This is a genomic window from Flavobacterium sp., from assembly GCF_043779715.1.
Taxonomy (GTDB): Bacteria; Bacteroidota; Bacteroidia; order Flavobacteriales; family Flavobacteriaceae; genus Flavobacterium.
On the sequence record NZ_JAYWDT010000256.1, the window covers coordinates 1 to 12,597 of the forward strand.

14 protein-coding genes are annotated in these 12,597 nt (G+C 32.4%); 5 read left to right on the plus strand and 9 right to left on the minus strand.

From position 1 onward, the window contains the following. Nucleotides 1-1,185: ADP-forming succinate--CoA ligase subunit beta (gene sucC / locus ACH2BG_RS12445; RefSeq protein WP_395048015.1), on the plus strand; the 1,185-nt coding region annotated here is incomplete at its 5' end. A gap of 321 nt (nucleotides 1,186-1,506) precedes the next feature. Next, nucleotides 1,507-1,845 carry a hypothetical protein gene (locus tag ACH2BG_RS12450; RefSeq protein WP_395048016.1) on the plus strand — a complete coding sequence of 113 codons (339 nt, stop codon included), beginning with the start codon at nucleotides 1,507-1,509 and terminating at the stop codon, nucleotides 1,843-1,845. 84 nt (nucleotides 1,846-1,929) lie between these two features. Here ACH2BG_RS12450 and ACH2BG_RS12455 read toward each other — a convergent pair whose 3' ends face one another. Further along, nucleotides 1,930-2,343, minus strand: a complete 414-nt coding sequence (locus ACH2BG_RS12455) for a DUF1456 family protein (protein ID WP_395048017.1) — start codon at nucleotides 2,341-2,343, stop codon at nucleotides 1,930-1,932. A 128-nt stretch (nucleotides 2,344-2,471) separates the two neighbouring features. Between ACH2BG_RS12455 and ACH2BG_RS12460 the strand changes: the two genes are divergently transcribed. Together ACH2BG_RS12460 and ACH2BG_RS12465 are read left to right on the plus strand one after the other, a co-directional pair. Continuing rightward, on the plus strand, nucleotides 2,472-3,185 hold the full coding sequence (locus ACH2BG_RS12460; protein WP_395048018.1) for a class I SAM-dependent methyltransferase: 714 nt from the start codon (nucleotides 2,472-2,474) through the stop codon (nucleotides 3,183-3,185). Between the two features lie 41 nt (nucleotides 3,186-3,226). Beyond that, nucleotides 3,227-3,589, plus strand: coding sequence for an excinuclease ABC subunit B (locus ACH2BG_RS12465; RefSeq protein WP_395048019.1), 363 nt, complete (start codon nucleotides 3,227-3,229; stop codon nucleotides 3,587-3,589). Nucleotides 3,590-3,600: 11 nt separating this feature from the next. On the opposite strand, the gene ACH2BG_RS12470 is transcribed toward ACH2BG_RS12465, so the two are convergent. Genes ACH2BG_RS12470 through ACH2BG_RS12495 form a run of 6 tightly spaced genes read right to left on the minus strand, consistent with a single transcriptional unit; the run spans nucleotide 3,601 to nucleotide 9,076 of the window. Further along, on the minus strand, nucleotides 3,601-4,059 hold the full coding sequence (locus tag ACH2BG_RS12470) for a hypothetical protein (RefSeq protein ID WP_395048020.1): 459 nt from the start codon (nucleotides 4,057-4,059) through the stop codon (nucleotides 3,601-3,603). 44 nt (nucleotides 4,060-4,103) lie between these two features. Then, on the minus strand, nucleotides 4,104-5,360 hold the full coding sequence (locus ACH2BG_RS12475; protein ID WP_395048021.1) for an OmpA family protein: 1,257 nt from the start codon (nucleotides 5,358-5,360) through the stop codon (nucleotides 4,104-4,106). Nucleotides 5,361-5,362: 2 nt separating this feature from the next. Further along, nucleotides 5,363-6,490: a T9SS type A sorting domain-containing protein gene (locus ACH2BG_RS12480; protein WP_395048022.1), complete on the minus strand. Its 1,128-nt coding sequence runs from the start codon at nucleotides 6,488-6,490 to the stop codon at nucleotides 5,363-5,365. A 10-nt stretch (nucleotides 6,491-6,500) separates the two neighbouring features. After that, complete coding sequence (locus ACH2BG_RS12485) at nucleotides 6,501-7,634, minus strand: RCC1 domain-containing protein (protein ID WP_395048023.1); 1,134 nt, start codon at nucleotides 7,632-7,634, stop codon at nucleotides 6,501-6,503. A gap of 34 nt (nucleotides 7,635-7,668) precedes the next feature. Next, the gene (locus ACH2BG_RS12490) at nucleotides 7,669-8,202 is read right to left on the minus strand and encodes a hypothetical protein (RefSeq protein ID WP_395048024.1); all 534 of its coding nucleotides are present in this window, start codon (nucleotides 8,200-8,202) and stop codon (nucleotides 7,669-7,671) included. A gap of 25 nt (nucleotides 8,203-8,227) precedes the next feature. Beyond that, a complete protein-coding gene (locus ACH2BG_RS12495) occupies nucleotides 8,228-9,076 on the minus strand; it encodes an outer membrane beta-barrel protein (RefSeq protein ID WP_395048025.1) in 849 nt (282 codons plus the stop codon). A gap of 202 nt (nucleotides 9,077-9,278) precedes the next feature. On the opposite strand from ACH2BG_RS12495, the gene ACH2BG_RS12500 reads away from it, so the two are divergent. Beyond that, nucleotides 9,279-10,070 carry a response regulator transcription factor gene (locus ACH2BG_RS12500; protein ID WP_395048026.1) on the plus strand — a complete coding sequence of 264 codons (792 nt, stop codon included), beginning with the start codon at nucleotides 9,279-9,281 and terminating at the stop codon, nucleotides 10,068-10,070. A 45-nt stretch (nucleotides 10,071-10,115) separates the two neighbouring features. On the opposite strand, the gene uvrB is transcribed toward ACH2BG_RS12500, so the two are convergent. Both uvrB and ACH2BG_RS12510 read right to left on the minus strand, forming a co-directional pair. Further along, nucleotides 10,116-12,107: an excinuclease ABC subunit UvrB gene (uvrB, locus tag ACH2BG_RS12505; protein ID WP_395048027.1), complete on the minus strand. Its 1,992-nt coding sequence runs from the start codon at nucleotides 12,105-12,107 to the stop codon at nucleotides 10,116-10,118. An 85-nt stretch (nucleotides 12,108-12,192) separates the two neighbouring features. Next, nucleotides 12,193-12,597: SET domain-containing protein-lysine N-methyltransferase (locus ACH2BG_RS12510; RefSeq protein ID WP_395048028.1), on the minus strand; the 405-nt coding region annotated here is incomplete at its 5' end.

Here is a 12,597-nt window from a genome sequence, read left to right on the forward strand (position 1 = left end):
GAATATCAAGGAAAAGAGATTTTAGCTAGCTACGGAGTTCGCATTCAACGCGGAATCGTTGCCAATAGCCCAGTAGAAGCGGTTGCTGCTGCAAAACAACTAACTGCAGAAACTGGTACAGGTTGGCATGTTATTAAAGCGCAGGTTCATGCAGGTGGACGCGGAAAAGGTGGTGGAGTAAAATTAGCCAAAAACTTACAGCAAGTAGAGGAAATTGCAGGTCAAATTATTGGAATGCAATTAATTACACCTCAAACTTCTGCCGAAGGAAAAAAAGTACACAAAATTTTAGTTGCAGAAGATGTATATTATCCAGGAGAAAGTGAAACTTCAGAGTTTTATATGTCGGTTTTATTAAACAGAGCAACTGGACGTAACATGATTGTATATTCTACCGAAGGTGGAATGGATATTGAAGAAGTTGCAGAGCATACACCTCATTTAATATATAACGAAGAAATAGATCCAGCAGTTGGTTTACAAGCTTTTCAAGCAAGAAGAATTGCTTTCAATTTAGGTCTTTCTGGAAATGCTTTTAAAGAAATGGTAAAATTTATCGATTCTTTATACAATGCATATATTGGTTCTGATGCTTCAATGTTTGAAATTAATCCAGTTCTAAAAACTTCTGACAACAAAATTATGGCAGTTGATGCCAAAGTAAATATAGATGACAACGCATTATACCGTCAGCCGAAATATGCTGATATGCGTGATATTCGTGAAGAAAATCCTATCGAAGTTGAAGCAAAAGAAGTAGGTTTAAACTATGTAGATCTTGATGGAACTGTAGGTTGTATGGTAAACGGAGCAGGTCTTGCTATGGCAACTATGGATTTGATTAAATATGCAGGTTTCGAGCCAGCAAATTTCCTAGACGTAGGAGGAACTGCCGATGCTAAACGTGTTGAAACTGCTTTTCGTATTATCTTAAAAGATGAAAATGTAAAAGCAATTTTAATTAACATTTTTGGAGGAATCGTTCGTTGTGACCGTGTTGCACAAGGTGTTGTAGATGCTTACAAAAACATGGGAGATGCTATAAAAGTACCAATCATTGTTCGTTTGCAAGGAACTAATGCTGAAATCGCAAAAGAATTAATAGACAATTCTGGAATGCCAATTTTATCTGCTGTACAATTTCAAGAAGCCGCAGACCAGGTAAAAGCAGCTTTAAGCAAATAGAAGTAGATTTTTATCTTATTATATCAAAAACCTCAGCATTTGCTGAGGTTTTTTTGTTACTACAATGTAAATTTTTAAGCTTTTATTAATATGTTTTAATTTAATGTTTCCAACTTCTTTATGTTGAAATTATGTGAAATGTAATTTAAATACTCAAAATTTAAGAGTCTGTTAAGCATTTATGTTTTTTATTGATGAATTTTTATTTAAGCTTTTTTCTTACACCAGTCAATTTTAAATATAGGTTAAGTAATTGGTAAACACTTTTTTAGCTTCATTTCTTTCTTAATTTTGACATGTAATCTAAAAAGAAAAAAAATCATGAAAAAGTTAATCTTGTTATTTGTTGTTGTAATTATGAATGTAACTTTTGTTTCGGCAAAAGAGGTAAATCCGGTCGATGATTATCCAAAAGCAATAAAAGAAATTTCTAAATTATTAGGGCCATTGAGTATCAACGATGAATTCGAAAGAGCAGTGAGAATTAAATTTACTGCAATGGTAAATTCAGATAATGAATTGATTGTATTGCAAGTGGGAACAGACAATATTATTTTCAAAAATCATATAATTGAGCAGTTGAATTACAAAAAAATTGCTAGAGAAACCATGACGCCAGGCAAAGAATATACTTTTATTGTAAAGTTTAGACCTGAGTAATCAATTTATCTTTAAATAAAAGATCCCGCATCGTTCCAAAAAACGATACGGGATTTTTATTTTTATATTAATCAATAACAGTTATTATTTTTTAGCCTTACCATTATTAAACCTTACTTTCTCTATAACCTGAACTTTTGGCTCTGTTTTTTTGTTTTTTGAAGCAGGGTTTTTCTTAAAATCGGTTTTAGGCTTAAATTCCTTTTTAGGCGTTTCTGAAGTTCTCGCAGGAATTTCTGCTTTGTGTTTTGCTAAAACATCTTTTGGATTTTTAGGATTTTCTTTAGTTCCACGCAAGTGTATAACCAACCCATTCAAGAAATTACGTAAAATCTGATCGCCACATTCTACATAGTTTTCGTGCTTTTCGTCACGAAAAAAAGCACCAATTTCTGATTTTGAAATTCTAAAATCTACTAATTCTAAGATTTCTACTATTTGGTCATCACGCAACATTAGCGCAACACGTAATTTTTTGAAAATATCGTTATTTGTCATCTTTATCTATTTATTTTTCAAAGGTAATTATTATATTGGACTAAATTCAAATGTAAAGACAGAAAAGGAATATTTGGATTTGTTTATATTTGCATTACTTTTATAAAAAAATAAAATAAGACCAAAAGATGACACGAATTGAAGTTTTGAATGCTATAATTAAGAAGAAAAATGTTGTAAATTATCTAGAAATAGGTGTGAACAGAGGTAAATGCCTTTTTAACATTGTAGGTCCTAAAAATAGGTTTGCCGTAGATCCTTTTTTTAATTTTAATTTATGGAAAAAGTTAAAAGCTGGAATTAAAAATTCGGCTAATTTCAAAAACCAATATTTTGAAGTTACTAGTGATGATTTTTTTACTAACAATCAAACGTTATTATCACAAAATAAACTCGATTTAACTTTTATTGACGGTCTTCATACTTATAAGCAATCGTTGCAAGACACTTTAAATACTTTAAAACATCTTAACGAAAAAGGGATTATAGTTTTGCATGATTGCAATCCTCTTGACGAATTAGCGGCTTATCCTGCTCATTCTATCGATGATGCGCGTAAAGATTTACAAAATCATAAAGATTGGAAAAATATTTGGAATGGTGATGTTTGGAAAACTATCGTTTACATTAGAAAAAATCATCCAGAATTATCAGCTTTTGTTCTTAACACAGACCACGGATTGGGATTTATATATAAAAAACAACAAGAGAAATTACCAGAAGTTTTCAACGCTATTACTTCGATTGATGATTTAGATTATACTTTTTTTGATAAACATAGAAACGAATTAATAGATTTGAAACCAGTATCATATTTTCAAGAATTTTTAGCCGGTATTTAGTTATGAACTCTTATCAAGAAAAAATAAGTTTATTATCAGAAATGATTTCTTTTGCAGTTATTGATGGCGAATTACACAATAGAGAATACGATTTTTTACTTCTAATTTCTGAAGAATTGGAAATTGAGAAAGAAACCTTTTTAGAGTTATTTAATAAAAGGAATGAATATGTAATTATTAAAGATGAATTTAGCAGAATTATTCATTTTTACCGATTGGCATTGCTCATGCATTGCGACGGAGTTTTACACAAAAGAGAAAAAAGAGCGATTCACGAAATGGGAATTACGATGGGATTAAACCCTTTTGCCATGAAACGAATTCTAAAACTCATGGAAGATTCTCCAAGTCAAGTAATTGCTCCCGAAAAATTAATTTGCGCTTTTCAGGAGCAGTTAAATTAACTAACTTATTTTTAAGGATTAATTACAATGTTTGTAAAACTACCATGAACCTCATTTATGGTTGGACTTCCGTTACCAGAATTAATATCAAAAGTTCCAGATAATTTATTATCAGTATTGCTGGTTATAGTTACATTTCCCGTATATCCTGTCCAAGTAATAGCTGTTCCGGGTTTAAAATAGGTAAATGTATTTGTAGCATTAATCGGATATAAGCCAATTAGTAAATATGGTAAATCTATTTCAATAACTGTTGTTCCCGTATTTACTCCAAAAACATTACCCGACGAAGCATTTGCATATGGTGTCGTCACGGTCGACATACTAGGAGCACCGCCTTCGGCATATAAAAACTCGGGTAAACCAGGAGGTGGTGGCGGACTTACAACATCATCATTGTCATTACACGACACTAAACTTGTTGCTACTAGAAATAGGGTAAATATTGATTTTATAATTGTTGTTTTCATAATAATTTGTATTAATTTTTTATTGATTTTTAAATAAATTGGGATTATTTAATAATGTTAAATTCGACTCTTCGGTTTTGTTTTTTTCCTTCTTCTAGTTTGTTGTCGGCAATAGGTTCTAATTCTCCTTTTCCTAAATTGGTCATTCTCGATTTTTGAACACCAAAATTTGTAGCAAAATAATCGGATACACTTTGCGCTCTTTTTTCAGATAATTTTAAATTTTCGCCATCATTCCCATCAGAATCAGTGTGACCAGTAATACTAATTTTAATATTCGTGTTTTCTGAAAGTACTTTTCCTAATTCATCCAAAACCGTTTTGCTCGATGGTTTTATAGAAGCTTTATTAGAATCAAATAAAATCTCGTTTGTAATAAAAGTTCCAGTTTCTATTAGTTTATGACGAGTATCTGCAACGGCTTCAGCTAGTTTTATATTGGAAATAAATAGTTTGTCAACGGTTTTTTTGTAAGTTCCAATAAAAAAGATAATCTGGTTGTAATTTGCTTCTTGAAATGCTGATGGCAAATCCCAAAACTTTTTTCCATCAATAAACATTCTAAATCTATTTTTTTGTCTCCAAATTTGAACTCTTACCTTATTTTTATTTTTGTTAAAAACAGGAATGTCAACTTTATTTTTTATAATTTCTTTTTTTTCAGAAATCACAAAAATTTCACTCCTACCTGTTCCAGATAATGAATTTGCAGGATGTACGTTAAAAACAACAGCTTCTTTTCGTTTTAAAGTAGTATTCCAAATATCATCAGCTTTTGATTTTTTTTCTGTAAAAACAACATTTAATGGGGTTGAATAAAAATTAAAATTATCGGTTGTAGTTACATCAAATTCGAAAGTGAAATTTTCAGGTAATTTTGAAACATTCATAGGAGAAAAACTTCCTTTATCTGATAATTGCAACCATTTATTTGAACTGATATTTGTAATTTCTCCACTACTATTTGTAAACCAATTTACTGGAAAATCTCCAACAATCTCTTTACTAAATTTTTCTTCAAAAATCGATTTGTTTCCCGAAATAAAATCGGAATCTTTTTTTGAAGCTTTTGTTTTAGAAGTTATTTCATCAGAAGAATCAGTGTTTGTTTTTGAAGTTTCCTTTTTGGCATTCAAAACTTCATCCATACCATCATTTGTGGTTTTCGTTGTTTTTTGTTCTATTTTCCTTTCAATCGCTCTTTCAGATGTTTTTTGTGTTTTCTTGGCTAATTTTTCAATAAATTGAGCGTTTGAAAAGTCGAATATAAATAGTCCTAATAAGGTGAAAATTGTTCTCATATTTAATTTTTTATAAATTTATTTTTAAATACTTTTCCAGCAATAGTAACCTCAATAACATATATTCCTTGGGCTAAATTTTCGATGTTAATAGTTTTTAAATTTGATTTTTCTATTTGTACAGTTTTTCCTAAAAAGTCATTTATTTTTATTTTTTGAATCGCTTCATTTTCTATACTTTCAATATTTATTGTATTTTTTGCAGGATTAGGATATATTGAAAGATTGTTTTTTACAAAGTCAATGTTTGATAAGTTTGAAACCCCAGTCCAACTAGATAAGTTTGTAACTGTTTCCCATGCTACTTGTTGCATAATTGTGGCTTGTGTATTAGTTGGCATACTAGTAAATGGCGTACCCCACATATCATTCAAATTTTGACTTAATCCTACAGGTGATTCACCATATATACTTGCATACATAACGCAGGCTACAAAATAATTTCCCGCATTTGTTAGATGAATATCATCTAAAAAAAGATTTGTAAAACTTGTTATTCCTGGTACTTGTCCTGCATTTATACGTGTGGTAAGGTTATACAATGCTTGTCCCGCAGGAACCATCCAAATTTCAGTATCTGTGGGGTTTTGGTTGCGAACATGTGTTACAATTCCCGACCAAAGTGGAAAATCTAATAATAATCTTGGGTGCCATAAAGTATTGCTGTTGGTTGTAGTATCCCATTCGCAACCTGTTTCAAAACCTGGCGTAGGTTGTGGGATTCCTGAATTTTTGCAATGCCAAGTTTCATAAATATAAAACTTTATAGGGTTATAATTATTATTAGCATATGAATAAAAATTATTAGCATATAAGTATGTATTGCTCCAAGACAAATGAGGTTGTAATGGTACAGCCTCAGTAATTATTAGGGAATTGTAATTACCCGCAGGAAATGCAGATGGATACGGTGTTCCTTGTGCAGTTGCATAATTATTATAATTTATATGTAAAGGCGAACCGTTAGCCACTTGACTCCCGTAATGCGTTGTTTTTCCTGCATCTACTGCCATACCATGAACCATAGCTGGCATATTAAAATTTACCAAACTATGACCAATATAAAAAGGGTTTCTCTCTTGTGCAGCAATAGTTAATATGCTAAAAATACTAATTATTAGTGTTTTCATTTTTTAAAGATTAAATTCTTTTTGGACTATAAGAAGGACCTGTTGTTCCGTCTCCTAGTTGGCTATTTGTGTTATTTCCCCAACCATATAGAGTATTGTCCGTTTTTGTTCCCAACGAATGTTGTAGAGTTGTGTACACTGTATTCCAGCTGGTTTCTACTCCTACTTGATGTGGTGTCATATTATTTGCATTTGTACCATCTCCTAATTGTCCGTAAGTTCCATTTCCCCATGACCATAAAGTCCCGTCAGATTTTACCGCAAGTGTTGTCCCTCTTCCGCTTGAAGCTGTTTTCCATGTAGCTGTTCCTAATTGAACTGGATCTATTCTGGGATTTGTAGTTCCATCACCTAATTGCCCACCAGTATTGTTTCCCCAAACCCATAATGTATTGTCCGTTTTTATAGCTAAAGTTTGATTGTCTCCAGCCGAAATGTATTTCCAGTTGGTTGCTGTGCCAATTTGTGTTGGAGTCATTGTAATACCTTGTAATGTGCCCCATTTCCATAAAGTACCATCCGTTTTTATAGCAATACTAAAAGAGTTCCCTGCTACCACTTCTTTCCAGTTGGTTGCTGATCCTATTTGTGTTAGTGTTCTTATGGTTGTTTGTGTTCCGTCGCCCAATTGGTAATTATTATTCAAACCGCAACCCCATAGCGTCCCGTCGGTTTTTACTGCAAGTGTGTGAGATAAACCTGCAGCAATAGCCCGCCAGTTTGTTGCTGTTCCCATTTGAAATGGAAGTGTTTTATAGCCAATTGTCGCATCATTTAGGTTTCCAAAATCGTTAATTCCCCAACCCCAAAGTGTACCATCGGTTTTTATTGCCAAATTAAAACTTCCTCCCGTAGCTATGATTTTCCATGTACTGGATCCAATTTGATTAGGAGATTTTACACCAGCGGTTGTAGTGGTTGCATAGCCCAATTGTCCAGCACTATTATTTCCCCATGACCATAATGTTCCATCAGTTTTTATAGCTAATGAATGATAATATCCAGAAGTTACCATCGAATAATGTTGATTGCTTCCTGGAACTGGAGCGGGAACTGGTTCAGGAGTTGGCTCATCGTCGTTAGAACAAGAAATGGTAAAAATTATAATTCCTAAAATTGTGAATATGTTTTTTAATGTTTTCATAATTATTGTTTTTTAATTGTTTTCGTTTTACATATTAATAAACTCTGTATCCCGTAAAATAAGTATTGTTTGCTACTCTATCTAAACTTTGTGCAACTCCTGTATTTTGAAAAATAAACACAGTGATCACGTCACCTGCATTTAGACTAAAATCGCCATTAATATTTATACTGGGTACTGCGCCTAATCGTTGACTAAAAGATTTAAACTGCCATCCATTTTTTCGTAATTGAACTACAACTGGAGAGTTGTCTGGCAATGCGGTATAGAATTTTAAAGTTACTGAAAGATGATAAAACCCGTTCTGAGGAATTGTTAATTCACTTGTTGTTGTATTGAAGGCATTCATATCATCGGTTGTTTCGACGCCAAATTGTACTTTGGTATAAGTTATATTTGGTATACTTTGGTCAAATGTTTCAGGTGGTATCACATGAAATCCTGTATTTGCAATTGATGCATTTGTTCCGTTTATTCCATCTTTTCCATCTTCTGGGGAACATGAACTTGTTATTGCAAGTGATAAAATTGTAGTCACTACAAATAGTACTTTTGTTATTATCTTCATGATTATTAAATTTAATTGGTTGTTTTTAAAAATTATATTGCAAGCCAATGTTCAATCCGAAACTGCTAAAAGAGAAAGGTACTTTTGGGGCTTTACTTGGTTGTGTTGAAGGAGAGGAAACACCTGTGTTGGTAAACGAATCTACAAATTCTATTTCCCTGTTTTCCACAGACATTGATGATAAAACATCGGCACCATTTACGACAAATTTAGTATATTCTCCTTTTTTTGGTGCATAAGAAAGACTTATCAAATCTAATTCAGCAAACAGCGAAAACTTCTCGTTTATCTTATAAAGCGTTCCTAAACTCCCTTGAAAACCAATTGGAGTACCTTCATTAAGCTCTAATGTTGTGTTATATGTATCTCCGCCATCTTTGTAATCACTTTCAAGAATCATTTTTCCTGAACCAATAACCATTCCTAATTTTGCATACGGATTTATTTTGTCGTAACCACCTCTAAAAACAATAGCTGGTTTTATCTGTATCATTTTTGCAGAAATTTCGTTGTTTCTATAATCTCCTGAATAACTAGTATTAGTAGTATTAGTTTTGCTACTCATCAAATAGTTCGCACCAAGTTCTAAACCAATATTTTTGTTAAACATATAACCAAAAGTCGCACCTACATTAAATCCTTGTCCTAGATTAATTTTAGCAATTTCTTGTGTTGATGTTGTTGCACTTGGTTCAGTCGCATTAAGAATTTGCAAAATATAAGCAGCAGCTGTATTTGGCTGACCAGTCCCCATACTGTAACCTGTATTTACATTAACATATCCTCCTTTTTCATTTTGTGCATTGGCTTGTTGTAGTCCAATTGAAAATAATACGATTAAAAGTGAACTTGTTTTTTTAAAATTTGTTTTCATAGTTTTTGAGCTTTAAAGTTTGATGCTTTGATTTTTCTTAATAGATTTTATAACGACTGAAATAATTGTTTAAACAAATATTTTTTTGTAAAATTCATAAATAATTAAGGTTACTGAAATAGCAGATATCTGTCATTTTTAGTATATTTAACCCCATTATTTAACACAATAGAAGTTTTTATTTACTTAAAAAAAACGAAAAATGAATATATTGAATCCTTTATCAGTTGAAGATTTTAATGAAATTGCTAAAAATGATAATCCATTAAATATTGATAATTATGAGGCATTTTTTCAGAAGCAAATAGACGAAGCCTCTACTTATGCTGTTGGTCCTTATTTTTGGTTTATAGGAAACAACCATGAAATGAAAATCGTTGCTGCAAGTCAAAACATTGGGGAACTTACTCCGTTTAACCATGAAAAATGGACGAACGGCACAGCACTTTTATTAGCCGAAAACCTTCACACAGATGATAGTTTTTACGTATTGTCAGCTCTTAATCTTGCTGTTCAAAAAATAGAAGAATTACCTGCAGAGCGACAAGCAAACGTTAGAGTAAACATTTACGCTAGAATGCTAAATGCGTCAAATGAATATCGTTGGGTACTTATTCAAATGCCCGGTTTATACATTAATAATCTTGACAGAACTACTTGTGGAATAATTATGATTACCGATTTATCACATTTAAGTTTCAAAGAAAAACCAATTCTGATGACACTTACAGACAAAATCGATAATCAAAACATCTATTTTAATATTGCAGATGATGAAATGAAATTGGTTAATGTTGATTTACCAAACATTACAAAAAGGGAACAAGAAATATTAAAATTAATGGCAAAAGGGTTAAATAGTCCTCAAATAGCGGAGAAACTGTTTTTATCATACCACACTGTAGAGAATCACAAACGAAATTTGAGACAAAAAACAAACTCTAAAACTTCTGTAGAACTCATTAATTATGTTTGGAGTAATAATTTGATATAAAACTATTGAACATTTTGGAGTTATATTAGTTTCAATGCTATTTTGTTAAATCTTTTCTTGCAAAGCTTTAATCTCATCTCGCAGCTTCGCAGCTTGCATAAAATCTAAATCTTTCGCCGCTTTTTCCATGGCTTTTCGCTTCTCACGAATGCGTTTTTCGATTTCCGGTTTGCTTAGATATTCGGTTTCTGGCTCAGCTGCCATGTTTCCAGAAGTATAACCCAATTCGAAATCGACCAAAGAATTTTTGGTAAAAGCAGATTCTATCTTTTTGTTTAATGCTTGAGGAATAATATTATTTACAGTATTAAAATTAATTTGTTTCTCTCTACGGTAATTTGTTTCATCGATTGTTTTTTGCATACTTGCCGTAATTTTATCAGCATACATAATCGCTTTTCCATTCAAGTTTCTTGCCGCACGACCTATTGTTTGGGTTAATGAACGATGACTTCTTAAAAATCCTTCTTTGTCAGCATCGAGAATGGCAACCAGGGAAACTTCGGGTAAATCTAAACCTTCACGAAGCAAATTGACACCTATTAATACATCGAAAATCCCTTTTCGCAAATCTTGCATGATTTCTATTCGTTCCAGAGTGTCTACTTCTGAGTGAATGTAACGACAACGAATATTTACTTTTGCTAAATATTTCGCCAATTCTTCGGCCATTCTTTTGGTCAAAGTCGTGACCAAAACACGCTCGTCAATTTCGGCACGAACCTGAATTTCTTCGATTAAATCGTCAATTTGGTTTAAACTCGGACGAATTTCAATAATTGGATCCAATAATCCTGTGGGACGAATAACTTGCTCGATGACAACACCATCGGTTTTTTGTAATTCGTAATCCGCTGGCGTTGCCGACACATAAATGACTTGGTTTTGCATGGATTCAAACTCATCAAATTTCAACGGACGATTATCCATTGCGGCGGGCAATCGAAAACCATATTCAACCAAATTTTCTTTGCGGGAACGGTCGCCACCATACATGGCGTGTACTTGCGAAAGCGTGACATGACTTTCGTCGACAACCATCAGATAATCTTTTGGAAAATAATCTAATAAGCAAAATGGTCGCGTTCCTGTACTTCTTCCGTCCAGATAGCGTGAATAATTTTCTATTCCTGAGCAATAACCCAATTCTCGAATCATTTCTAAATCGAAATTGGTTCGTTCTTCTAATCTTTTTGCTTCGAGATGTTTACCAATTTCCTTAAAATAATCGACTTGTTTAACCAAATCTTGCTGAATTTCCCAAATGGCATTTTGTAAAACATCGGGAGAAGTCACAAACATATTGGCAGGATAAATGGTCAATTTTTCGAATTTTTCGATTACTTGAGCTGTTTTTACATCAAAACTTTCAATTTCTTCTATTTCATCACCAAAAAAGTGAATCCTAAAAGCATCATCGGCATAACTCGGATAAACATCGACAGTATCGCCTTTGATACGGAAATTTCCGGGAGTAAAATCCATTTCGGTTCGAGAATACAAACTTTGTACCAATTGATGCAATAATTTAGTTCTCGAAATAATTTGTCCTTTTTCTATCGGAATGACATTTTTTTGAAATTCTACGGGATTTCCAATTCCGTACAAGCAAGAAACCGAAGAAATCACAATAATATCGCGTCGTCCGGAAAGTAAAGACGAAACGGTTGACATTCTCATTTTTTCTAACTCCTCATTAATAGACAAATCTTTTTCAATAAAAACGCCCGTGACTGGCATAAATGCTTCTGGCTGGTAATAATCGTAATAAGAAACGAAATATTCGACCGCATTGTTGGGGAAAAATTGTTTGAATTCTGAGTATAATTGTGCTGCTAGCGTTTTGTTATGAGCTAAAACTAAAGTTGGTCTTTGCACTTCTTGAATCACATTGGCAACCGTAAATGTTTTTCCAGAACCTGTAACTCCTAGTAAAGTTTGATATTTTTCATCATCGATAATTCCTTGAGTCAATTTTTCAATTGCTTGTGGTTGGTCGCCTTTGGGTTTGTAATCGGATTGTACTTGGAAGTTCATTTGTTTAGTTGCAGAGGTTCAGAGTTACAAAGTTACAAAGTAAAAGGTAAAAAGAATTAAAGTGTGTCTGTGATTTTTTTACGCTTCATTTGTGTTTGTTCCAATAACGCTTACCATAGTTACAAAATACCTCCTCTCCTTGTTTTATTTTCCTAGTAGCGATTAAGCAAACATTTTCATTTTCATCTAAACCAATTTTAGAGTTATTCTTGAAATCGGATTTAGAAAAACCAGTTGCATCATTAGCATATTTTGCAAAGCATTTTATAGACATCGAATCTAAAATAGTTCCATCAAGAAGATTTATAAAATATTTATCTTTTCCTTTATCAGCTTTAGTTTTAGCTTCACTTTCGGTTAAAATTTTTCCTTTATAAATAGCTATTATTTCGTCTTTATAAATCGTTATAGCGGTATACAATCCTGTTCCTGAATTAGTAATTTGGGAAGGATTTGTGTATAAATAATCGGATTCCGAAGCGTTTATTTT

Excerpts from the sequence above, each read along its gene's own strand:
- ACH2BG_RS12450 (WP_395048016.1), top strand. The coding sequence starts at position 1,507 with ATGAAAAAGTTAATCTTGTTATTTGTTGTTGTAATTATGAATGTAACT.
- ACH2BG_RS12455 (WP_395048017.1), bottom strand. The coding sequence starts at position 2,343 with ATGACAAATAACGATATTTTCAAAAAATTACGTGTTGCGCTAATGTTG.
- ACH2BG_RS12460 (WP_395048018.1), top strand. The coding sequence starts at position 2,472 with ATGACACGAATTGAAGTTTTGAATGCTATAATTAAGAAGAAAAATGTT.
- ACH2BG_RS12465 (WP_395048019.1), top strand. The coding sequence starts at position 3,227 with ATGATTTCTTTTGCAGTTATTGATGGCGAATTACACAATAGAGAATAC.
- ACH2BG_RS12470 (WP_395048020.1), bottom strand. The coding sequence starts at position 4,059 with ATGAAAACAACAATTATAAAATCAATATTTACCCTATTTCTAGTAGCA.
- ACH2BG_RS12475 (WP_395048021.1), bottom strand. The coding sequence starts at position 5,360 with ATGAGAACAATTTTCACCTTATTAGGACTATTTATATTCGACTTTTCA.
- ACH2BG_RS12480 (WP_395048022.1), bottom strand. The coding sequence starts at position 6,490 with ATGAAAACACTAATAATTAGTATTTTTAGCATATTAACTATTGCTGCA.
- ACH2BG_RS12485 (WP_395048023.1), bottom strand. The coding sequence starts at position 7,634 with ATGAAAACATTAAAAAACATATTCACAATTTTAGGAATTATAATTTTT.
- ACH2BG_RS12490 (WP_395048024.1), bottom strand. The coding sequence starts at position 8,202 with ATGAAGATAATAACAAAAGTACTATTTGTAGTGACTACAATTTTATCA.
- ACH2BG_RS12495 (WP_395048025.1), bottom strand. The coding sequence starts at position 9,076 with ATGAAAACAAATTTTAAAAAAACAAGTTCACTTTTAATCGTATTATTT.
- ACH2BG_RS12500 (WP_395048026.1), top strand. The coding sequence starts at position 9,279 with ATGAATATATTGAATCCTTTATCAGTTGAAGATTTTAATGAAATTGCT.
- uvrB (WP_395048027.1), bottom strand. The coding sequence starts at position 12,107 with ATGAACTTCCAAGTACAATCCGATTACAAACCCAAAGGCGACCAACCA.